Source organism: Castellaniella sp., assembly GCF_041677825.1.
Taxonomy (GTDB): domain Bacteria; phylum Pseudomonadota; class Gammaproteobacteria; order Burkholderiales; family Burkholderiaceae_B; genus Castellaniella.
The window spans coordinates 44,946-68,632 of sequence record NZ_JBAYPG010000003.1; the positions used below are offsets into that span (position 1 = coordinate 44,946).

Genomic DNA, 23,687 nt, shown 5'->3' on the forward strand with positions numbered 1-23,687 from the left:
CTCGGGTCAGTTCGACATGCCTTCGAGGAACTGCCTGAACCGATCCGTCTTCGGGCTCTGGAACATGTCTTCCGGATAGCCCTCCTCGACCACACGCCCATCGGCCATGAACACGACCCAATCCGCGCACGTGCGGGCAAATTCGAGCTCATGGGTCACCACGATCATGGTGGCGCCGGCAGCCGACAGATCGCGCATCACGTTGATGACCTCGCCCACCCGCTCCGGATCCAGGGCCGACGTCGGCTCATCGAAGAGCAGGGTCTTGGGGCGTACGGCCAGGGCGCGCAGGATGCCGATGCGCTGCTTTTCACCACCGGACAAGCGCTGCGGCATCCGGTTCGCCAAAGCGGACAGGCCCAGCAGGTTGAGCAGTTGCAGCGCTTCTTTCCGGGCGGTGCGGGTATCGCGCTTCATGACGTGGATGGGTGTCAGCGACAGATTGTCGAGCACCGAATAGTTCTCGAACAGATTGAACTGCTGAAAGACCATGGCAGTCGCCGCCTTGCGCCGGCGCAGTACCTTCAAGGTTTCCGGCATCGTGCGCCGATACCAGCGTTTCCACGAAGGATCAGCCACATCGGTGCCATTCACCCAGACCGACCCCTTGTCGATGGGCTCGAGCAGGTTGATGGTCCGCAGCAGCGTGCTCTTGCCGGCACCACTGGGCCCCAGGATGCAGGTGGTCTGCCCGCTCTTGATGGTCAGGTCGATGTCCTGCAGCACGACATTGTCGCCAAAGGACTTGGTCACGCCGCGAAAGCGGACGGATTCCTCGTTTCTGTGCTGACCCGTTTTGGAATCGGCCAGGAAATCGGCCAGGTTGCCACTCTTCTCGGCCGGTAGTTTCCCGGCCCTGCGCAGCAGCCGACGCTCTTTGTTGTCATAGTCCAGGAAGACTTCGGTGTAATGCTGCAGAAGCGTGAGCGCCGTGGTGAGCAGCAGGTAGATACACAGCGCAGCACCAAAGACAGGAATGTACTCGAAATTTCGTGCCACGATCGTGTTGCTGCGCAAGGTCAGCTCACTGACGGCGATCACCGATGTGATCGACGTGTCCTTCATCAGCAGGATCGCGAAATTGATCAGCGATGGCGTGCACGTACGCAGCGCCTGGGGAATGGAAAAGAACCGGGTGACCGCCAGGCGGCCAAAACCCATGGATTGCGCGGCTTCGATCTGCCCCGGCTGCACGGCCATCAGCCCGCCGCGGAATACTTCGCACAGATAGGCGGAAAAGCAGACCGACAGTGCAATGACTGCCGTCCAGAATTCATCGATGTCGTAGCCCAGAAGCGGCAGCAGGTTATACCAGACGACCAGTTGCAATATGATGGGTGTGCCACGGATGAACCAGACATAGAACACCACCAGGTACCTGAGCGGGGCCATGTGCTTGCTCTGGCGGATCAGCGCGAACACCATGCCCATGACTGACGAGATGATGAAGGATATGATCCATATCTTGATGGCAATGTACGCGCCCTCCAGAAGGTAGGGCAGCGTCAGGTATTTGAGAAATTCGCTAAACACGGTCGGTCAGGCTCGATTCAGGGTGAGCGGCCAGGCAGCCTGCCTGGCCATGCGGCCATATGGGGTTGCCGGTGCAGGGTCCGATGCGGACGCGACGGCGGGCACGCCGGGCGTCATCACCACGGGCCCGTCGGCACCGGCGGATGGATTACTTGTCTTTCAGATAGTCCTCGATCACCGTATCGATGTCCCCGCTGACATAGACATTCTTGCCCATGCCGAATTTCATGGACGACTCTTCTGCGAGCTTGGTGTTCAGGAATTCAGAAATATAGGGCAGCAGTTCCGCGCGCAGTGGCGAGCCTTTCTTGAATGCGATCGGCCAGTACACCTGGTTGCCCACCTGCTCCAGCGCCACGGTGACTTCAGGGATGCGCGAAGCCGCTGCGCGCCACATGTTGACGTCATCGATGGCACCAGCCGCCCGGCCGTTCCTGACCGCCGTGATGCGATCGGGGATATTGCCGCTGCTGGGCGCCGAAATGGCCGGGTTGTCTGCCGGGCAGTACTTCTCGTTCATCGCCTTCACCGCATTCTCGGTGGGTGCCGAGAAGTGCATGGCGATGTCCTTGCCGCAGTAGCTCGTCCAGTCCTTGACATCCTTGGCGAATTCCTTTGTGGACAGGATGCCGAAGCCTGATTTCACCAGGGGGATGAAATCCAGTTTCTCGAAACGCTCTTTGGTGATGTAGATGCCCGAAGCGATGTCCACCTTGCCGTTGAGCAGCGCCGGGATCTCATTCTCGAACGCCATGGTGCGGTATTCGAGGTCATAGCCGGCCTTCTTGGCAGCATAATCCAGGGCTTCGGCCTGCAGCCCCACCCATTTTTCGTTTTCGTCCACGTAGTTGTAGGGCTGCAGCGGGCCCGAACTGACTACCGTGATGGTCTTGGCCAGGGCGGCCTGGGGCAGCAGCAACGGGCTCGACAGGATCACCGCAGCGAGCGCTCCAGTCGTGAAATTCAGGGTCTTTTTCATGTCATCCTCCAGGAAGGTTCATGCCAATGGAAATCGGGTGCATACCGGGGCTGTATATTTGATCTGAATCAATTTGAACGGTATGCCATCGGCACTATGCAATAAAAATTGCAGACGCCAAACTAGGGATTACCCTTGCTCAAATGGTAGCCTATGACCATTCAGACTACGAATAGCCCCTTTCTGGCATGCTCCGAACATCACCATTCCGCCAGTCGAACCCTGGCAGCGCTGGGCGAAACGGCGGGCGACACCTGCTCTTCGAGCAGGAATTATGATTGATATTCATGGGGTTGATGAATCGTCAAAATCCGGATCAGTGGCCGCATGGGCCATGGATGAGTCTTTGCGGATCTTTCCGGGCCGGCTTCACCCGCCCTGGGCACAGACGCAGCGTCCAACACCCGAACATGAGGCTCGGACAATTCCGTTACATGTTATTGCAACAAATATTGCATCAATCCATCTGAAACAATCCACCTTCCCTTCGTACGGGATTGTGCAGGGCCTGCTCGATGACCGTGGTGCCCCCTGGCGACACGATGCACAGGTGCGTACGCGCCCGGGTCAGGCCGGTATACAGCAGTTCGCGCGTCAATACGGGCCCCGGGCGCTCTGGAAGCACGAGCACGACCCGATCGAACTCCGAACCCTGCGACTTGTGCACCGTCAGCGCATACGCCGTTTCAACATGGGCCAGCCGCGCCGGCGAGATCCAGCGCAGCTCACCGGGTACCGAGCTCGGGAAGGCGACACGAAGACGGGGCTGAAGTGGCTGTCGGGGGTCGGCAATCGGCAATGCAACGCCCATGTCACCATTGGCCAGGCCCAGTGCGGGCTGATTGCGCAACACCAGAACCGGGCGGCCGGCATACCAGGCGCCAGCGATCTGGCCAATACACCCGAGCTGTCGCAGACGGGCCTCGAGAAGCTGGTTCAGGCCCTCGATGCCCCAGGCCCCCTGCCGCAAGGCGCACAGAACCTGGAATTGCGCTTGCTGATGCAGGATTTCTGCGGCCCAGGCATCGCGCTGCATGGCCGGAGCTTCGGCACCGGGCCCATCGTGTACCCTGGCGAACAATGCCGGATAGCCCTGTGCACTCAGCACACCGGCAGCCAGCAACCAGTCTGTCGCTGACGCTGACTGGCCGTGCGTCGCTGGCGTCGAATGGCCGCGCGGCGCCAGTGTTGAATAGTCGTCCGTCGCTGGCATCGAATGGTCTGCAGGGCCCTCTGCACGCCTGGACCGGGGCAGGATCCAGCGCAAATCGGCCAGGGGCGTCTGGATCAGGGCGCGCAGTGCCGGCAGATCCTCATCGTGCACGATCCGCGCCAGACGGCCGATCCCGCTGTCCGCCCGGAATCGGTGACTGTGGCGCAGCATGACGATGGCCTGATCCAGCGCCGTGCCATCCGCATCGAGCCAGCGCTGTCCAGGCGCCTCGCCACACAGCGTGCGCAGCCGTTCGGCATGTCCGGGGCGATAATGGCCCCGTTCGGCACGCCGGCACAGTTCACCCAGGATGGCACCCGCCTCGACCGACGCGAGCTGATCCTTGTCACCCAGCAGCACCAGGCGTGCGGAATCCGGCAGCGCCGCCAGCATGGCGTCCATCAGCTCGATATCCAGCATCGACGCCTCGTCCACGACCAATACATCGAGATCGAGTGGATTGCCGGCATGATGGTATGGGCGCACATGATCGAAACGCATCCCCAACAGGCGATGCAGGGTATGCGCCTTCTCGGGCATCGACTCGTGCAGGATGGCCAGGGCGGGCTGGTCGTGCCAGTGCGCCAGCACGCTGGCCATGGACTCGGTCAACCGCGCAGCCGCCTTGCCCGTGGGCGCCGCCAGCCGGATCCGCAAGCGGGAACCCTGCGCCGTGGCACCGTCGAGCGCCAGCAGCAGGGCCAGCAGGCGGACCACCGTCGTCGTCTTGCCGGTGCCTGGCCCGCCCGTGATGATGCTGAAGCGGTGCAGCAACGCCGTGGCGCAAGCCAGCCGCTGCCAGTCCGGCGCTGCTTTCGAGTCGCCCACTGGCCCGAACAGCATGTCGAACAGGGCCCGAATCTGCGCAGTATCCGGCAGGGGCGGCAGCGGCATCGCCAGGTGGTGCTGTATCCACGTCCGGATACGGCGTGCCGCGTGCCAATAGCGCGCAAGATACAGATGCGTCCCGGCGAGAATCAGCGGCTCGGCACCGCTGCCATCGCCCACGAAACGCGCCTGCTCGAGCGCCTGCAAGCCGTCTGCCAGGGTACCGGCCAGCCACTCCGGGCGCTCTGGCATCGTGCGCTGGAAGAGCGCCGCCAGATCCAGGCCGGGATGCCCCTGCCCCAGGCGTGCGCTGCACAGACAGGCCAGTTGCAGGGCGAGTTCGGGCGCCTGGGGGTCATGCCCATGCAGAAACCGCCCCAGGGCAATATCCAGTGGACCCAGAACGCTGGCCGCAGAGAAACGCAACCAGGCGGGGCCCCCATCGATGTCGCTGCTTCGTGCTGCTGCTGAAAACACGGTGCTCATGACCCGTCAGCCCGTTGTTTCGGCGCCGCAGCGGCTGGCACACCGGCGAACAGGCCGTCGAGCGCGTCGATTGCGGCCCATGAGGGCCTGAATGCGAACAGGCCCTGGCCAGGGCATTCCTGACCACGCAGGAACATGTACACGGCGCCCCCCATGTCGCGCGCAAAGTCGTAATCGACCAAACGGGCGCGCAACTGCCGGTGCAGGGCAAGCAGATACACCATCATCTGCACGTCGTACCGAGACTTCAGCATGGCAGCCTGCAGGCCTGGCGCATCATAATCCGCGGCCCGTACCCCGAGATGATTGGATTTGTAATCCACCAGGTAATAGCGGCCTTCGCTCTGCAGCACGAGATCGACAAACCCCTTGAACATGCCATTGAGCCGGGCCGCGCTCAAAGCTGGTCGAGGCTGGCCAGGACAGATGTGCCTGCTGGCCAGGGCATCGATGGCCGACACATCGACGTCCTGCACCGGCATCCAGAATTCCATTTCGGGCAGACAGGCGTCCAGCGCATCGAGTTGCAGCACGGGCCGTTGCGCCAGGGACAGGCACCAGCGCGTCTGCGCGAAGCGCAGCAGCCAGGCATGCAGTGCCTCGATATGGGACGCCCAGCCGCGTACCGCACAGCGCCGGGCAATCATGTCACGCGCATCGTCCAGCGCCTTGAAATCACGCCGGGCCGCCCATTCGAGCAAGCCGTGCAGAAAGGTGCCGGCCTGGCTGCCGCGCGGAAAATCCGCCAGCACATCGAGCCAGGGATCGGACAGCGCCGCTGTGGCCCCGTCTGCGGCCTCGAACAGGCCAGGCTCGTCGGGCACGGAGTCCGGCCTGCCCTCTGCGTGCCAGGTTTCGATCAGGGTGTCCTCATCGGCGCTGCGCGCCGGTTCAGGATGATAGGGATCCGGCGAGCCGAGCGCGGATTCACGCTGCATTGCCGAGTAACTGGCAATCCACCAGTCCTGCGCCACGGCCGGGGCCCGCATCTGCCGGACGGGCCCCGGTGCGGGTTCGGGTGTCGCCGTCAGGCACGGCACGCTGTCAGGAAGCGGGTCGTCCCAGCCCACCGCCCCGGCACAGGAATCCACCAGGGCTTGCCAGCCGGCGCGCAGGTCATCCCCAAGCAGGTGCCCCAGGCCCGTGCCGGCATTGTGCGGCATCGGCCCGAGCGCCAGCCAGACGGCATGGCGCGCGCGTGTCAGGCCCACATACAACTTGCGCACTTCCTCGCCCAGCCTTTCTTCGGCCTGCCGGGCCTGATCGTCGTCATCGGGGGCGAACACCCAGCGCAACCCATCTGCATCGGGCAATTGATACGGCTGAAAACCATTGCTGGACCGCCCACTGGGGCGGCAGGCAAAAGGCAGGAATACAAAGGGATATTCCAGCCCCTTGGACTTGTGGATGGTCACGACCCGGATGAGGTGCCGATCGCTTTCCAGGCGCAGGCAACGCGCATCGGTACCATCCGGCAAGCCGGTCTCGGCGCATTGCATCTGCAGATGATGCAGCAGCGCCTGCGGGCCATCGAGACGCAGTGATTCCTGCTGCAGCAATTCGGCCAGATGCAGGCAATCCGTCAGCAGCCGCTCGCCGTCATGCCCATCGGCCAACAGACGGGCCGGCACCTCGAAATCATGCAGCAACTGCCTCAGCATGGGCAAGACCCCACGGCGCAGCCAGGATTGCAGGTATCCCTGGAAGCGCTCGACCTGCTCGTCCCAGGCCAGTTCATCATGCACCAGACGCTCCAGTGCGCCATCGCTCATGCCCAGCAGCGGAGTCGCCAGCGCCGCCCGCACACGCGCCTCGACCCCCGGCTCGGCACAGGCCTGCAGGCAGATCGACAGATCCTGCGCAGCCAGCGAGTGATAGACCGAATCGCGCTCGGACAGATAGACGCTGCGCAGGCCTGCCCGGGCCAATGCCAGCCGGATCAGCTGGGCCTGCGCCGCCGAGGCCACCAGGACTGCGATATCCCCGGCCTGAATGGCCTGCAGGCCCTGCGGCCCGCGCAGCCCGGCCACCCCCGCAGCTCCCTTGGCCAGCCAATCGGCAATCCGATGGGCGCAGGCTTGCGCCACAGCCCCATCGAATGCCTGCAAGGTCCAGGGTCTGTCGGGCGCGGTCGGCTCCAGCCAGCAGGCCGACAGGGCAGGAACCGGCTGATCATGGATCTCCCAGGTGTGTTCGAGCCCGTGTGCGCGCACAGGCTGAAACCCCAGATACTCGCCTGGACGGCCACTGGGAAATGCGCTCGGCCCCGCTTGCTGAAAACAGCGATTGACGGCCCGCACCATGGGGGCTGCCGAACGGAAATTGCAATCCAGCGTGTGAATCCGGCCGGGACAAGCACGTGCCGCACGCAAATACGTATGCACGTCGGCACCACGAAACCCGTAGATGGACTGTTTCGGATCACCGATCAGCACCAGCAGGCCGCGCGGATCGTTCTCTGCAACCCGATAGACGCGGTCGAAAATCCGGTACTGTACGGGATCGGTATCCTGAAATTCATCGATCAGCACGACCGGAAACTGCCGCCGCACGGCATCTCGCAGCGCCTGCCCGGAGTCGCCCGCAAGCGCTGTATCGAGCCTGGCCAGCAGGCCGTCGAAACCCAGCTGACCTGCGCGCTCGAGGTCATTCTGCAAACGGCGCGCCAGCCAGGCCAAAGCGTGCACATAGAGCACCGCCTGCAACGACGGCAGGCGTTTCAGGGCACCGCTCAAGGCCACGAGATCCGTGCACAGGGCACGGATACGGTCTGGCAGGGGCGCGACACATTTCTCGGCCAGACCCGACGGCGACAGGCGTTCCCAGCCGGTCTTCAGATCCAGCATCTCGCAGGTCGGATCCGCAGCCCAGTGTTCGAGGTCATTGAGCCAGCGCCGCCAATCCTGTTTCCGCAGACTGCAGCGCGAACCCTCCCCGTCGAGCCAGGCCCGCAGTTCGTCCGCCCCGGCCTTCCAGGGCCCCTTGAGGCCGGCCAGATGGGCCAGGCGTTCAGTCTGGTGGGCCTGCCAGCACGCGTACAGACTGCGCCCATCGCCGCGCGGAAGATCCGCCCGCGTGAGCAGACCGCCGCAGGCCCGGAGCAAGGCGCCAGGCCCGGACCAGACCTGCTGGACATCCTGGAGCGCGGCCATGGGCAGACCCGCCACGCAGGTACGCCAGTAATCCCAGACACAAAGCCGGATCGGTTCGTGCAGGTCGGTCTGCATCTGCCAATCGAACAGGCTGCCGCTTTCAAACGCATGTTCCTGCAGAACCCGTCGGCACCAGGAATGGATGGTGGAGATCGCGGCCTCGTCCATGGACTGGGCCGCCAGATCCAGCATTTGTGCTGCGGCAGCGCGCTGCGCAGGCGGATGCTCGCACACGAGCCCGGCGAGGAATTCGTCATCGGGCAACCGGTCTGGTTGGGCGGCCGACTGCGCAAACGCCCAGGCGGCCTCGTCCAGGCGCGTACGGATCCGGTCGCGCAATTCCTGGGCTGCTGCATCCGTGAAGGTCAATACCAGGATATCGGCCGGCCGGCGCGGCACCTGCTCGCCATGACCGAGCACGAGCCGCAGGTACAGCGCCGCAATGGTCCAGGTCTTGCCGGTGCCCGCGCTGGCCTCGATCAGGTGGCTGCCCTGCAGCGGAAAACCGAGCGGTTCAACCGCTGAAAGATCGCCCATGGCGCGCTGTCCATCCGAATCGACGCAGCGCTCATCGCGCGATGCGGGCTGCCCCGGCGGCGTGCGATCGGACAGCGTCATGCCGGCACCCCAGGCCGTTCCGTGCCACCAGGCCGGCGGACCGCATCATCGAGGGCGCCATACAGGCGCCGGGCCGCATCAAAAAAGCCATCATGCGCACACAGTGCATCGAAGTCCGGATAGTAGCGCCGCCACACGGGTTGACCCGCCGCACGGGCTGCAAAACAGGCCTGCGCCTTGACATATGCCGGGCTGTCGGGGTCTCGGGAGGCACCCTGGCGCAACCAGGTGAGTGCCGTGTCGGCCTCGACAGGCATGGGTGCCTGCATGCCATCGACCCAGGCCCGCCAGAGTTCATGCCAGATCTCCCGGGCTTGCCCGGACTCGAGCGGTTCGAACTCGATCGCCCCTTTCGGGCTGATCAGCAGGGAATGATGCGCCCTGCCCTGGACGTGACCCGCCACATGCTCGACCCAGGCCGACAGGGCATGGCGCAGGTCGTAGCGGGGGTTTCTGCCCGAGCCTTTCACGAGACCACTGGCCAGAAGGTGGATCCGGGCCCACTGGCCAGCCGGATCGCATCGCCAGCCCCCCAGGCGGCCCTCGACCCGCAGTATGTGGCTGCTCAGCGTGACCGTCTGCTGGATGCGCAGGTCATCCGGCGCGATCTCGGGCCAGTGCCGGCAGGCTGCGCGACAGCGTTCGAGCGGGATAGCCAGTTTTTCGAGCAGTTCCCGTTCAAGAATATCCCCCAGGGCAGCGTCGGGAAGATCCCCGGCACGCCGCAGGCGTTCGAGGACGGGCCGCAGCAGATCGGCATCGGGGCCATCGGCCAGAAGCGCCGGGGCGTCAGGTGCGTTCGAGGACAGCAAGGCGGACCGCAGCGTGGACAGCAAGCCATCCAGCAGTTGCCAGCGCTGCAGGCCATCGAGATCATACGGCTCGGTATCCTCCGGCAGGTCTGGACCAGACGGGAATGACACTTGCAGGCGGTGCTGCAGAAAGCACGCCAGCGGTTGCCGCAAAAACCGCTGCAGTTCGGACAGGGTACGTACCGGCGCCGATGCATTGCCAGCGTCCGGGCCGGTGTCCGGTCCAGCAGTGCCCCCAGCTGGCGCCGCCTGGTTTGCGGCTCGCATCGCTGGCTGACGCCATTCGGCGGCGTACGTCCACAGCACGCGCGGATCATTGGCGCATGCCGCCATCCCGGGCTCTGATGGAAAATACTCGAGGCTGAAGGGCTGCAGCGGATGACGCACCGTCAGGGCATCGGACACGGATGTCCGGCCATCCGCCAACGCCCAGCCGCGATCCAGATGTGTGCGCAACTGCGCCACCAGCACTGAAGGTGGGCGTTCGGTGTTGTCACGAATATCGCGGGCGACCCATGAGATGCACAAATGTTCACGCGCCGACAGCAGGGCTTCGAGAAACAGGTAGCGGTCTTCTTCGCGGCGCAGACGGTCACCGGCACGCGGATGCACGGCCATGAGATCGAAATCGGGCACCCACTGCCGACGCGGGAAATCGCCATCGTTCATGCCCAGCATGTAGACACGCCGAAAGGGGATGGCCCGCATGGGCATCAGTGTGGCAAAGGTCACCGCGCCACCAAAGAAGCGCTGTGAAAGGCCAGCCCTGTCGAGTTGCCCGAAGCAGTGCTCGAGCGCCACCGCCACCGGCAGTTCGTCATCGAAGGCCGCCAGCGCACAGGCCCCCCGCCAATCTTCCAGAATGCCGCGAAAGCGTTCGAGGGTCCGCTCATCCTCGTCGCACACGGGCTCGAAGCAGGCATCGAGCATCCGCCGAAAGCAGTTTACCCACTCGGCCACCGAGGCGTTGCCCTGCAACCGTGGCAGCCACTCGAGCAGCGTGTCCAGAAGCTGGGCGAGCCCACCCAGGGCCTCGGCCTCCAGGCCGCCCGCCTCGGCGCAGGGTTCCATACCCAGCCAGGGTTGCGCATCCTGTCCGACGGCATAGCCCAGTACCAGCCGCTGCAGGCCAAACAGCCAGGTATGGCGCTGTGCCACCGACACATCCTGACCGAGATCGAACAGGGCCTTGTGCCCGGCATCCAGCCCCCAGCGGACATTGGCGCGCTGCACCCAGCGCCGCAACAAGGGCAGCTGATCCTCACGCAGGCCAAAACGCGCCCGCAGGGCAGGCACGTCCAGCCATTCGAAAAGCTGCCCCACGCCCAGCCGGCATTCGGGGAGTTGCAGCAACTGCCTGAGTACGATCAGCAACGGGTCGGCCTGCTGCTCGCCCCGGTCGGCCAAAGTGTACGGCACATGACGCCAGTCACTGCGCCGGTAGACGCCAAACACCGCCTGCACCGAGGCTGCGTACTCTTCGATGCGCGGTACCATCACGATGACATCGCGCGGCTGCAGGGTCGGATCTGCCGCAAACGCGGCCAGCAACTGGTCGTGCAAGGCCTCGACTTCGCGCTGGGCGCTGTAGGCCATCTGAAAGCGGATCGAGCCGTCTGCGCATACGTCCACGGCAGGCCACTGGCTGCGACTTTCAGGCAGGCTGCGCAGTTCGAGGATGTCGTCCTGCAGTTGTGCGAGCAGCGTAGCGCCACCGGGCGATTCGAACAGGTCCATTCGATGTTGCAAAGCAGCAAATTCATGACCAAACCGCGCGCGCACTTCGGGATCATCATGATCATCCAATGCGGCCACGAAATCACGCCCCTGACGCCCCCAGGAGGCCAGCAGGGGCTGGCCTTGCTCGAGCAGAGCCTCGTCGACCGCAACGGCGTGCCGATCGCGATGCCGCTGGCGCCGAAAGCGACGACGCAGCAGTTCACGTTCGCCCTGGATGTCCGCCCAGTAATACCGGCAGGGGTTGTGCACGCAGACCACCACCTGCGCCCAGCGTGCCAGGCTGGCCAGTGCCTCGAGCACCTGCAACGGCAGACTGGAAATGCCGAACACCACGATGCGCCTGGGCAACCCGGCTGGCCGGCACCCCGACCCGGGATCCGCCAGTTGCTGCATGAACGCATGATGAATGGCCGCCCGCCCCACGGGTGCGGTGGACGCACACTCGGCCAGTACCGCCTGCCACAGTTGAGCCTGCCAGCGTTGCCCCGGGGGCAGTGGCACTTCGCCACCACGGCCATCGGGCAGGACCATGCGCCCCCGCGCCCAGGCATCGAGCCAGTCGGCCCGGTAGACCTGGTACTGATCATAGAGATCCGCCAGGCGCCAGGCCAGTTGGTAGCGCTTGCGCACATCGGCCGGATCAGCCAGAAATTGCCGCAAGCCTGCCCCCTGTCGTGTGGCCTCGACCCCCGCATCCAGCGGCCCGGTCGGCAGCCCGTGGGCCCATTCAGGCAGCAGGCGCATCAGGCGCCAGAGCAGGCTGGCCTTGTCGAGCGGCGACTCTTCGGGTACCAACGCAGGCCCCAGGACAACCCGATAGGCCTGCCAGACGAAACGCGCGGGCAGCACGAAGTCCAGCGCCGCAGCCACCCCCTGCTCCGCCACCGCCAGACGCAGCCATTGCGCGATACCATTGCTGTGCACCAGTATGGTTTCATTTTCCAGCGGGCCCAGCGGATGGGCGCGCAGCCAGGCGATCAGCACCTCGCGCAGCACCTCGGGGCGATTGCCGTGCAGCAGCATCAGCCCCGCGGCCGGTTCTGCAGGATCCATGACGGTAGTAGCCAAGATCGGTCCTTGAACTGGAGTCCGCCTCCAGAGAAAACAGGCGTCCTTTATGATATAGGAATATCCAGGGAACTCTCCTGCGCATTTCAAGGGCATCCCCTGCGCATGCTTTGGGGTATCCTGAAAGACCCTGTCGCCTTTTCCCGAACGCATCGCCATGAACACGCCCGTCAACGCCCCCCAGCCGGCCTATCATACCGCCACCACATCAGATGAAATCCGCGCCAATCTGGCCGACATACGGGCGCGCATGCACGCGGCATGTGCGCGAGCGGGGCGCGCCCCGGACGAGGTCCGGCTCCTGCCGGTCAGCAAGACGGTCGACGTAGCCCGCATCCGCATGGCCTATGAAGCGGGCTGCCGTATCCTGGGCGAGAACAAGGTCCAGGAAGCCCATGGCAAATGGGAAGCCCTGTCGGCCGAACTTCCCGATCTGGAATGGGCCGTGATCGGCCACCTGCAAACCAACAAGGCAAGATTCGTGGCACGGTTTGCGCGCGAATTCCAGGCCCTGGACAATCTGCGCGTGGCCGAGGCGCTCGACCGACGATTGCAACAGGAAGGCCGCAGCCTCGATGTCTTCGTGCAGGTGAACACGTCTGGCGAGGCGAGCAAGTTCGGGCTGGCCCCCGACCAGGTTCACGATTTTGCGCGCGCCCTGCCCCGCTATGAAACCCTCAGGGTACGCGGCCTCATGACGCTGGCCCTGTTCTCGTCCGACGAAGCCCACGTACGCCCCTGCTTTGTGCTGCTGCGTACGCTGCGTGATCAACTGCGCGCGGATGCGCCGCAGGGCGACGCATTTGCCGAACTGTCGATGGGCATGTCAGGAGACTTCGAGTGGGCCATTGAAGAAGGTGCCACGACGGTGCGGGTGGGCCAGGCCATTTTCGGTGCCCGCAAGCTGCCGGATTCGTTCTACTGGCCCGATCCACCCACCACATGACACTCGCCAGCCTCCATGGCGCGGCCGCGCTTGAGATCTGCGGCGGCCAGGAGGCTGGAGTTCGGGATGGCTCAGCTCAGGACAGGTTCTTGCCCATGGCGTCGGGTTGCATGCCCATACGGCCATGGTGCCTGCCCTTGCCCTGCTTGTGCGGGCTGTTCTTCCAGGTGTTGCGGGCATCAGCCATTTTCTGGCGCTGTTCGGGCGTCAGCACGGCATTGATGCGCGCATGGGTTTCGGCCCTTTGCAGCGCCAGCTGTGCCTGGGCCTTGCCCAGCGCGTCGGCCGCGGGTTGCGCCTTCCTGGCATCGAAATTGTCGGCCCGGCTCTGCGAGCGCAATTCCTGGGCTGCGGCCCGGATCGCCTTTTTCTGCTCGTACTCAGTGGCCTTTTGCTCGTGACGAATCTTGAAGATCTGGTCTTTCTGCTCTTGCGTCAGATCGAGGGCACGTGCAAAACGGCCCATGCGCTCGGCCGGGCCCTTGTGGGCGTAGCCGGCCTTCTGCTGCTGATGGATGCCACCCTGATCGGCCGGGCTGGCCGCCGATACAGCCAGGGGCGCCATTGCCATGGTGGCCGTCAGCGCCAGAACCGAGAGAATGCGGGTACGTACGGAGGTATTCATGGTGTCGGTCTTCCTTGATGTTGTGCAGCCCGCCAACAGGGCCGCGATGAAGACAGAATAAAGACCCAATGCGTACCAAATATGGTGAAAATATGAAGAAACCATGAAGATTTCAGAGCGTCAGCCGGTAGCCCACGCCATACACCGTACGAATCAGGTCCTGCCCGGGGCGTACCGCAGCCAGCTTGCGGCGCAGGTTCTTGACATGGGTATCGACGGCCCGATCGGTCACGACACGATGGTCGTCATACAGGCCGTCGAGCACCTGGTCGCGTGAAAAGATGCGCCCCGGCTGGCTGGCCAGCAGATTCAGCAGGCGGAACTCGACGGGGGTGAGATCCAGCACATGACCATCGAGGCTGGCCTGCCAGCCCGCCACATCGACCTGCAGGGCCGATGCGCGCGCCAGGCTCGGCGCGCCTGTATCAACGGCTGGCCACGCCGCCCGGGAACCCGCAGCGATGGGGCCCGCTGAAGACGGGCCAGGAGAGGGACACGATGCGTCAGCGCGTGTGGCGCGCGCCCTGCCCGCAGGCGGTGATGATCCACTGGCACCCTCTTCGGTACGGCGCAGGACAGCGCGCACACGTGCCACGACCTCGCGCGGGCTGAAAGGCTTGCAGATGTAGTCATCGGCACCCAGCTCGAGACCCAGCAGGCGGTCGATTTCCTCGCTGCGCGCAGTCACCATGATCACCGGCACTGCCGAACGCGCCCGAATGTCGCGACAGATGTCCAGACCATCGCGCCCCGGCAGCATCAGGTCCAGCAGCACCAGCGCCGGCTGCCACTGCTCGAATGCCGCCATGGCCTGCAGGCCATCATTCACCAGATGCACCTCATGGCCGGCGGCCTCGAGATAGGTGCGCAATACCTCGGCCAGTTTGGGCTCGTCTTCGACAACCAGTATGCGGCTCATGACGCCCCCCATTGCACCCGTATGGCCAAGCCGCCCAGGTCCGACGACCCGGCGGAAATCTGCCCGCCATGGGCCTGGACGATGGCCCTGCACAGCGCCAGCCCCAGGCCCGCACCGCCATGCTGGCGGCTGCGGGACGCTTCGACCCGATACAGGCGGTCGAACAGGCGTGCGTGATCTGCTGGCGGCACCCCCGGTGCACTGTCGGCCACTTCGAGCAGGACCTGATCCGCCTCGCGCCCCACCCGGACCCGCACCTGCCCGGGCGCATCGGTATAACGCAGTGAATTCTCGAGCAGATTGCCCAGCAATTGCAGCAGCCTGCGGGCATCGCCCTGGATGGGCAGACTGTCGGGCACCTGTACTTCGAGCAGCAGACCGGCCCTCTCGAAGCGTTCGCGCACCCCTTGCACGGCCTGCTCCACCAGGGCGGACAAGTCCACGGCCTGCATGCTGTAATCCAGCGCACCGGCATCGGCAAGAGACAGGTCATAGAGATCATCGATCAGGCGGCTGAGCTGTGCGACCTCGTGGGCCAGGGACGCCAGGGCCGTGTCGTCGGCCTTGCGCAAGCCATCCTGCAGGGCTTCGATTTCGCCACGCAACACCGCCAACGGCGTGCGCAGTTCGTGCGAGACATCGGCCATGAGCTCGTGACGCAGCCGTCGGTTGCGTTCGAGGTTGTGCGCCAATCGATTGAAATCCCGGGCCAGGCGGCCGAGTTCATCGGTGGACTCCACCCGAACCCGGGTCTCGTATCGGCCACTGGCCAGCAGGTGTGTGGCCCGTGCCATGCGGCGCACGGGGACCAGCAGCAACCGCGCCAGCAGCAGACTGACCCCCGTCGCCAGCAGCACCGAAAGCCCGACGATCATCCAGGTTGCGCTGAGCTGACGGGCCTGGAACCGCTGATCGATTGCATCGCTGACGGCCTGTGGCATTCGGGCTGGGCTCAGGAGCCAGCCCACGGTGTCACCCGCCACCCGAACCGGGTGCCGATAGAGGTCGGCGCCCTCGCGCAACCTGGGACCCGCCAGCCAGACACCCGCCGCATCCGTCAGCGTGACCCGCAAGGCGGGCTCGTGATCGGCATCCTTTTCGTGCCGCATCAGGCGCAGCGCACGACTCCAGTGCTTGCGCTCACTGCGCACGAATTCCCAGTTGCCCGATTCGGCATATTCAGCGGCCAGCGTCTGCGCCAGGTCGTCCAGGCGCTGGACTTCACGCTCCTGGACGTAATCGCCAAAGCCACTCTGGAAGCTCATGCGGACTGCCAGCCCCATGGCCAGCGCCACAGCGATGCACGTGGCCAGCAGCGCCAGAAACAGCTTGAATGTGACGCTGAAACGCACTGCCGGCCCGCCTGCGCGACTCTAGCGCATTCTGTCGAGCGCGGCCGCCAGAGTGTCGACGGTGCGCTGTACATGATGCAGTTTGTCAAGCCCGAACAGGCCGAGCCGGAACGTCTTGAAATCCTCGGGCTCATCACAGGCCAATGGCACGCCGGCGGCCGCCTGGATACCCACTTCGGCAAATTTGCGCGTATTCTGGATGGCGTCATCGGTGGTATAGCTGACCACGACACCCGGGGCCTCGAAACCGGGCGCGGCCACGCTCTTGAAGCCCCGCCCGGCCAGCAGGCTGCGTACCGCAGCACCCAATTGCACCTGCTCATCGCGCACCTTGCCATAGCCATAGTCTTCTGTCTCGGCCATCACATCGCGCAGAATGCGCAGGGAATCGGTGGGCAACGTCGTGTAATAGGCGTGAGTGCCGTCTTCATAGGTTTCCATGATGCCCAGCCACTTGCGCAGATCCATGGCGAAGCTGGAACTCTGCGTGCCGTCGATGCGCCTGCGCGCTTCTTCATTGAGCATCACCAGCCCACAGCAGGCTGAAGACGTCCATCCTTTTTGCGGGGCGGAAATCAGGATGTCGACGTGGACTTCGCGCATGTCGACCCAGAGCGTGCCCGAAGCAATGCAGTCGAGCACGAACAGGCCGCCCTGGGCATGAACGGCATCCGCGACCTGACGGATGTAATCATCGGGCAGAAGCATGCCCGACGCGGTTTCGACATGCGCCGCAAGGACCAGATCAGGCTTGAATTCGGCAATGGCGGCGATGACCTCTTCGACGGGCGGCGGGGCATAGTACGCCTGCGCACCGGCCTCGATGGGGCGCGCCTTGAGGACTCTTTCTTCGGCCGGAATCTGGCCGGCCTCGAAAATCTGCGACCAGCGATAGCTGAACCAGCCGTTGCGTATGACCAGGCAGCGCTTGCCCGTGGCGAACTGGCGCGCCACGGCTTCCATGCCGAAGGTGCCGCTGCCCGGTACCACAATGGCTGAATGCGCCCCATAGACCGACTTGAGCGTACGCGAGATATCACGCATGACGCTCTGGAACGAACGGGACATGTGGTTCAGGGCGCGATCGGTATACACCACAGAATATTCGAGCAGGCCTTCAGGGTCGACCTTGGGCAACAATCCAGACATGGGTTTCTCCGACGGAACAATGCTGCGATTGTAGACCAGGGTCCGCCAGTACGCCGCACGACCGCTACAATATGCGCCTTTCATGATCGGGTGCACGGCCATGGCCTCTCACTCTTTTGTCGGTCTTGCATCCAGCTGGCTGCGGGTGTCGCACATTTCATCCGGCCTGATTGCAGTGCTGGTGGGTTATACGAGTTCGGTGGCCATCGTCTTCCAGGCCGCCTGGGCCGCGGGTGCCAGCGACGCCCAACTAGTCTCATGGATGTGGGCACTGGGCATGGGCATGGGGCTCACCTGCATCGCCCTGTCGCTGATCTGGCGCGCACCCATACTGACGGCCTGGTCGACCCCGGGAGCGGCCCTGCTCGCCACCAGCCTGGGCGATCTGGGCATGGCCCAGGCGATAGGCGTATTTCTGGGCTGTTCCGCCCTCATCACCCTGAGCGGCATCACGGGCGGGTTCCAGAAAATCATGGACTGGGTACCTGCGCCGCTGGCCTCGGCCATGCTGGCCGGGGTGCTGCTGCGCTTCGGCATGGACCTGTTTGCCTCCATGCAGGGGCGGCCTTTGCTGGTGCTGACGATGTTCGCCATCTTCCTGCTTGCGCGCCGCAGTCTGGCGCGCTATGCCGTGCCCCTGGCGCTGCTCGTCGGCATCCTGATCGTCCTGATCCAGGACGACTTGCCCCTGGCCGCCCTGGACTGGACCCCGGCACTGCCAACCTGGACGTCGCCGGCCTTTTCCTTTCATGCGTTCATTGGCGTCGCCATCCCGCTGTTCATCGTCACCATGACCTCGCAGAATGTCCCGGGTCTGGCCGTACTGCGCGCCAACGGCTACGCACGGGTGCCCGCATCGCCCTTGATCACGATCACCGGCGCCACAGGGCTGGTGCTCGGGCCATTTGGCGGATTCTCCTTCAACCTTGCGGCCATCACCGCAGCGATCTGCATGAGCCCCGATGCCGACCCCGATGCCACCCAGCGGTACCGGGCTGCGGTATGGGCCGGGCTGTTCTACATCCTTACAGGGATTTTCGGCGCCACCGTAGTAGGCCTGTTCGCCGCCATTCCGTTTGAACTGGTGGCCGCCATTGCCGGGCTCGCGCTGCTGGGCACACTGGGCAGCAGCATGCATGGGGCACTGCGGGACGCCACCATGCGCGAGGCCGCGGCGGTGACGTTCCTGGCAACCGCTTCCGGCATGACGCTGTGGGGCATTGGCAGCGCCTTCTGGGGGCTGGTGCTGGGTATCATCGCCTTCAGGGTGCTGGCGGCTGGCCGCTCATGACGGCACAACGCCCAGTGGCCCATGGCCACCTGCGCCAGCCCCCGCAAACCATCGCCCGGCAGCGTCAGGCGGCAACACCCGGCCATCCTGGAGCACAATCACGCGCGTGGCAAAGCGCTGCACCAGATCCATGTCGTGTTCGATGAGCAGAATCGCCACATCCGCCGGCAGCTGCCCGAGGACCTCGAGCAGATGCTGGCGCTCGGCGCGCGACAGGCCTGCCGCTGGCTCATCCAGCACCAGAAGCCGGGGCCGCTGCACCAGGGCAAGTGCCAGTTCAAGTTGCCGCCGCTGCCCCAGGGCCAGCCGGGCCGTGGGCACCAGGGCCTGGGGCAGCAACTGCCATGTGCGCAACATGGCCAACGCCTCGGCCGTCAGTGCATCGTACTCGCACAGGGCACGCCAACACCGCTGGCCTGCGCCGTGTCGCTGTGCGAGCGCGAGCGCCAGGGACTCCAGCGGCGTCATGGACTCGAACAGCGAGCTGTTCTGGAACGTACCCACCAGCCCGAAACGACTGCGCGCATGCCGGGGCAAGTGCGTGACCGGAGCCCCCTGCCAGCAAATCTGCCCCGCCGTGGGCAAGAACGAGCCGGCAAGCAGATGAACCAGCGTAGACTTGCCCGCCCCATTGGGTCCGACCAACGCCAGCCGCTCGCCCTGGACAATGCTCAGATCAAGCCCGTCCATGGTGCGCCGCCCGCCCTCGTCCAGGATGAGCCCCGTGGCCTGGAGCAAAGGCGCGCCATGCTCCGGCAGCTGGCCCGGCCCGTGGATGGCGGTATTCGCCAGGCCAGACACATCGGCCAGCGCCGCCGGCGCCAGGGTCTCCCGGCCTGGCAATGGCGCAGTCCCCCACGCCGGCACTGGCGCAGTCCCCGGCAACCCGGAACGGGCGAGGCTGCGCAGCTGTTCTGCCAGACGATCCGCCAGGCCCAGGAGCCCCCCTCGGGCAAACAGCACCACCAGCACCAACGCCAGACCCAGCCAGAACGGCCAGTATTGCGGATTCAGATCCGACAGGGCATGATGCGCACCCACCAGGGCCACCGCACCCGCCAATCCACCGTACAGCCGCCCGGCCCCCCCCAGCACCAGCATGATGAGCACATCGGCCGAGCGCTGCAGGCCCAATACTTCCAGAGACACGAACTGATGTGTCTGCGCCAGCACGGCACCCGCCGCACCGGCACCCATGGCCGACAGAACCACGGCCTGTACCTGCAGCTGGCGCACGGGAAACCCCAGGGCCGCCATGCGCTGTGGATTGATGCGCACCCCGTCCAGACTGCGTCCATAGGGCGACTGGACCAGACGCCGAAAGAAGATGAACGCCAGAAAGAGCACCCCTAGGGCATAGAAAAATGCCGTCTGGCCCTGCCAGTCGAATTCGAACACCCCGAACAGCGGCTCGATGCGAAAATCCGACAGGCCATCGACCCCGCCGGTGAACATGGAAAACCGGTTGGCCAGTTCATACAGCATCAATGACAATCCCAGAGAGATCATCAGCTGGGCCAGCGGGCCCCCACGCAGCAACAGGACACTGATCGGCAGGCTGGCCAGACCGGCGCACAGGGCTGCAAGCACCAGGCCCAGCAGAGGATCCCCTGGCCCGTGGATTGCGAGCAGGGCCGCCGTGTACGCGCCCAGGCCAAAAAATGCCGCATGCCCCAGTGACAATATGCCCGCATGGCCGAACATCAGATCCAGCGACAGGGCGAACAGCCCCATGATCGCAATCTGGCACAACAGCAATTCATGACCGGGCCACAGCCACCATGTCAGGACCGGCGCCCCCCAGAACACCCACTCGGCGCGGCGCCAACGCGCCGACGCACGGTAGGTTTCAGGCAGGCTGCGGGCATGCGTCATGCGCGGCCCCTGGTCGTGCCGCGATGCAGCAAACCCTCGGGGCGCCAGGCCAGCGCAAGCACCATGACGCCATAAATGATGAAAGCACCCAGTTGGGGCACCCAATACTTGCCCAGCACATCGGCCAGGCCCAGCAGAAGCGCCGCGAGGAACGACCCCCAGATGTTGCCACTGCCCCCCATGGCCACCACGATCAGGAAATACACCAGATAGCGCAGGGGAAATTCCGGATCCAGGCCCAGCATCTCGACGCCCAGAGCCCCGCCAAGGCCCGCCAGCCCGCTGCCCAGGGCGAAAGTGAGGGTCAGCAGCCGATCCACATTCACCCCCAGACAGCGCAGCATGGGCGCATTGTCGACGGCCGCACGCACATACCGTCCCCAGCGCGTACCGATCACTGCCAGTTGAACCAGCAGCAACACCAGCAGCCCGGCGCCGATGAGAAACAGACGGTATCCGCCCACCTCGATACCCCACAGCGACAGCATGCCCGTCAGGAAGTCTGGCAGATGGATCGGCTGCTGGCGTGCACCAAAGGCATAATGTGCACCCGCCACCGCCATGAACACCACCCCCATCGAGCACAGAATCTGATCGAGCGCACTCGCCGCACGCAGCCGGCGGTACACCACGGTTTCCAGAGCCCATGCCGCTGCCGCCGCCACAATGAACGCGAGCGGCAAGGTCCACAGGAACGGTACACCATGGTGGTTGAGCAACATGACACTGACGTAGCCACCGAGCATGGCAAAGGCCCCATGCGCCAGATTGACGAATTGCATCAACCCGAGGGTGATGGCCAGGCCGACACTGATCAGGAAGAGAAGCATCCCCAGTGCCAGGCCATCGATCAGCAGGCTCATGGCCCGACTGGTCTCATCGCCCGGCCTTTACCGGATCGGGTACGGCTTCGATGACGTCGAATTCCACATTCTGCAGCAAACCATCCACCCGATCGACCCGGCGCATGTACACGTTCTGCACAATGTCCCGCGTCTCGGGGTCGATACGCACCGGGCCGCGCGGGCTGATCCAGGCGAGATCCCGGGCCGCCGCGACAAAAGCCGCTGCGCTGGCATCTCCCCCGGTCTTTTCCAGCGCCTCATGGATCAGGCGCATGCCGTCATACCCGGCCACCACCATGAAATTGACACGCTCGCCGGGATGGGCAGCCTGATACGCCTGCACGAAGGCGTGATTTTCTGGCGAATCATGTACCGCCGAATAATGAAACGATGTGATCAAGCCCAGCGAGGCCTCGCCCAAGGCGTCCAGCATGTCCTCATCGGTGACATCACCGGTGGCGAGCAACTGGATCCCCGCTTCGGGCAAACCGCGCTCGCGCGCCATCTTGATCAGCGACACCGCCTGCTCGCCATTGGGCACGAAAAAGAACGCCGCATCCGGCGCAGCATCCTTGATGCGCTGGATGTAGGGGCCATAATCAGGTGTGCTGACCGGTGTGCGCAACGTGCCCACCACCTCGCCGCCCAATTCAGTGAACGTCCGACGAAACTGGGCCTCGGCGTCATGCCCGGGGCCGTAGTCGGCGACCAGGGTATGCACCGTGCGCAGGCCCTGGGCACGAGCCCATTGCGCCAGCGGTGCCGTATTCTGGGGCAGGGTCATGGACACGCGCAGGATATTGGGCGACTTTTCGGTGATGGACGAGGTGGCCGCATTCAGGACCAGCATGGGCACCCCGGCCTGTGTTGCCAGCGGGGCCACGGCGAACGCGTTCGGGGTCAGCATGAAACCCGCCAGCATGTCGACCCGGTCCCTGGCCAGAAGTTCCTGGGCCAGCCGCTTGGCCACGGCCGGTGAAATGCCGGTGTCGTCCTTCACCAGGATCTGCAGTTCACGGCCGGCCATCTGATCACCGTGCTCGGCCAGATACAAGCGCATGCCCTGCTCGACTTTCTGCCCATAGGCGGCAAATGGCCCGGTCAGCGGCACGATCAGCCCGATCTTCAGCGGTTCGGCGTACGCCGCGCCAAGCCCCAGCAGGCAGCAGAAAGCGCATGCGACCAGTTGACGAAACCAGGATTGAAACATCATCGACAGGCCTTTCAGAGATCGAGCACGAGCCGGGGCGTCAGCGCCCGGGAGACGCATGGCGTGAACTGATCATTGGCCTCGTGCTCTTCGTCGGTCAGATAGGTATCGCGGTGATCGGGCGTACCCGAACAGACCCCGGTCAGGCAGGTACCGCAGATCCCTTCTTCACAGGATACGGGAATATACACGCCCTGGCGGTCGAGCGCAGAGGTGATGCTTTCGTCAGCCGGGATCTGGAATATCTCGCCCGTACTCGCCAGTTCGACCTCGAAGGCCACGTCTTCATCGGTCAGCACCGGGCGATCTGCCGCATCGAGCGCGAAGCGCTCGCAGCGGATACGCGACTCGACCACCCCTGCAGCACGTGCCTGACCCTGCACCCACTCGATATAGCCTGCCGGCCCACAGATGTAGATCTGCACATCGCGCTCCGCTGACCGGAGGATCGCGGGAATGTCCGGTCGGCCGGCCACATCGGGCGGCTCGGCCTGATCGAAATACAGGAACAGTTGCCCCGGGGACAGCATGCCCTGGAGCGCGTCCCGGTATGCCATGCGCGCGGGTTCGCGACAACTGTAATGCAGCTCGAACCCAGCCTTCTGTGCATGCAATGCACGGGCCATGCTGAACAGTGGCGTGATGCCGATACCTCCCGCAAACAAAAGGCTGCGGGTCGCATGCATCAGTGCAAAGCGATTGCGCGGCGCGCTGATCGGCAGAATATCCCCGACACGAACCCGATCAAAAGCGGCCACGGACCCGCCGCGCGACTCGGGTTCGCGCAGCACGGCAATGTCATACTGACGTGTCTGGCGGGCATCGCCGGACAGGGAATATTGGCGGATATAGCCGCCCGGCAGGTGCACGTCGATGTGCGCACCCGGCTCATAGGCCGGCAACAGGCCGCCTGCGGGGTCGACCAGCGTGAACCCGATGATGTCCCTGGCCAGTTCGATACGGCCAGCCACGCGAACCGATAGCGATGCGGTGTCCATTTCATTGCCCCATTCCGGCGCACCGGCCTGGACGGCCGGGCATCCGGG

The 23,687-nt window shown here is 64.6% G+C and carries 15 protein-coding genes; 2 read left to right on the forward strand and 13 right to left on the reverse strand.

The annotated features are described in order from the left end of the window. Positions 1-6 precede the first annotated feature (6 nt). The 5 genes from WCY17_RS02165 to recC form a co-directional block, all read right to left on the reverse strand. Positions 7-1,533, reverse strand: coding sequence for an amino acid ABC transporter permease/ATP-binding protein (locus tag WCY17_RS02165; RefSeq protein WP_372700528.1), 1,527 nt, complete (start codon positions 1,531-1,533; stop codon positions 7-9). Positions 1,534-1,681: 148 nt separating this feature from the next. Beyond that, on the reverse strand, positions 1,682-2,512 hold the full coding sequence (locus tag WCY17_RS02170) for a transporter substrate-binding domain-containing protein (RefSeq protein ID WP_372700529.1): 831 nt from the start codon (positions 2,510-2,512) through the stop codon (positions 1,682-1,684). Between the two features lie 457 nt (positions 2,513-2,969). Then, positions 2,970-5,039, reverse strand: a complete 2,070-nt coding sequence (gene recD / locus WCY17_RS02175; RefSeq protein ID WP_372700530.1) for an exodeoxyribonuclease V subunit alpha — start codon at positions 5,037-5,039, stop codon at positions 2,970-2,972. After that, positions 5,036-8,809 carry an exodeoxyribonuclease V subunit beta gene (gene recB, locus WCY17_RS02180; RefSeq protein ID WP_372700531.1) on the reverse strand — a complete coding sequence of 1,258 codons (3,774 nt, stop codon included), beginning with the start codon at positions 8,807-8,809 and terminating at the stop codon, positions 5,036-5,038. Before recB ends, recD begins: the two co-directional genes overlap by 4 nt. Then, positions 8,806-12,414: an exodeoxyribonuclease V subunit gamma gene (gene recC / locus WCY17_RS02185; protein WP_372700532.1), complete on the reverse strand. Its 3,609-nt coding sequence runs from the start codon at positions 12,412-12,414 to the stop codon at positions 8,806-8,808. Before recC ends, recB begins: the two co-directional genes overlap by 4 nt. Positions 12,415-12,586: 172 nt before the next feature. Here recC and WCY17_RS02190 point away from each other — a divergent pair, with 172 nt between their 5' ends. After that, positions 12,587-13,375, forward strand: coding sequence for a YggS family pyridoxal phosphate-dependent enzyme (locus WCY17_RS02190; RefSeq protein WP_372700533.1), 789 nt, complete (start codon positions 12,587-12,589; stop codon positions 13,373-13,375). A gap of 76 nt (positions 13,376-13,451) precedes the next feature. Here the strand turns inward: WCY17_RS02190 and WCY17_RS02195 are convergent, their stop codons facing one another. From WCY17_RS02195 to WCY17_RS02210, 4 genes are all read right to left on the reverse strand, one after another. Then, a complete protein-coding gene (locus tag WCY17_RS02195) occupies positions 13,452-14,000 on the reverse strand; it encodes a Spy/CpxP family protein refolding chaperone (RefSeq protein WP_372700534.1) in 549 nt (182 codons plus the stop codon). A gap of 112 nt (positions 14,001-14,112) precedes the next feature. Next, positions 14,113-14,919, reverse strand: a complete 807-nt coding sequence (locus WCY17_RS02200) for a response regulator (protein WP_372700535.1) — start codon at positions 14,917-14,919, stop codon at positions 14,113-14,115. Further along, positions 14,916-16,271 (reverse strand): ATP-binding protein, encoded by a 1,356-nt coding sequence (locus tag WCY17_RS02205; protein WP_372700536.1) that lies wholly within the window; start codon positions 16,269-16,271, stop codon positions 14,916-14,918. The genes WCY17_RS02200 and WCY17_RS02205 overlap by 4 nt, the downstream gene beginning before the upstream one ends. A gap of 21 nt (positions 16,272-16,292) precedes the next feature. Continuing rightward, positions 16,293-17,420 carry an aminotransferase class V-fold PLP-dependent enzyme gene (locus WCY17_RS02210; protein ID WP_372700537.1) on the reverse strand — a complete coding sequence of 376 codons (1,128 nt, stop codon included), beginning with the start codon at positions 17,418-17,420 and terminating at the stop codon, positions 16,293-16,295. 100 nt (positions 17,421-17,520) lie between these two features. Between WCY17_RS02210 and WCY17_RS02215 the strand changes: the two genes are divergently transcribed. Continuing rightward, complete coding sequence (locus WCY17_RS02215) at positions 17,521-18,711, forward strand: benzoate/H(+) symporter BenE family transporter (protein ID WP_372700538.1); 1,191 nt, start codon at positions 17,521-17,523, stop codon at positions 18,709-18,711. On the opposite strand, the gene WCY17_RS02220 is transcribed toward WCY17_RS02215, so the two are convergent. From WCY17_RS02220 to WCY17_RS02235, 4 genes are read right to left on the reverse strand one after another with little or no spacing between them, the layout of a single operon-like run. After that, a complete protein-coding gene (locus WCY17_RS02220) occupies positions 18,706-20,586 on the reverse strand; it encodes an ATP-binding cassette domain-containing protein (protein WP_372700539.1) in 1,881 nt (626 codons plus the stop codon). The two genes, WCY17_RS02215 and WCY17_RS02220, sit on opposite strands and share 6 nt — an antisense overlap. Then, complete coding sequence (locus tag WCY17_RS02225; protein ID WP_372700540.1) at positions 20,583-21,449, reverse strand: branched-chain amino acid ABC transporter permease; 867 nt, start codon at positions 21,447-21,449, stop codon at positions 20,583-20,585. The genes WCY17_RS02220 and WCY17_RS02225 overlap by 4 nt, the downstream gene beginning before the upstream one ends. A gap of 13 nt (positions 21,450-21,462) precedes the next feature. Next, positions 21,463-22,644, reverse strand: a complete 1,182-nt coding sequence (locus WCY17_RS02230; protein WP_372700541.1) for an ABC transporter substrate-binding protein — start codon at positions 22,642-22,644, stop codon at positions 21,463-21,465. Positions 22,645-22,655: 11 nt separating this feature from the next. Further along, positions 22,656-23,639 carry a 2Fe-2S iron-sulfur cluster-binding protein gene (locus WCY17_RS02235; RefSeq protein ID WP_372700542.1) on the reverse strand — a complete coding sequence of 328 codons (984 nt, stop codon included), beginning with the start codon at positions 23,637-23,639 and terminating at the stop codon, positions 22,656-22,658. Positions 23,640-23,687: the final 48 nt, after the last annotated feature.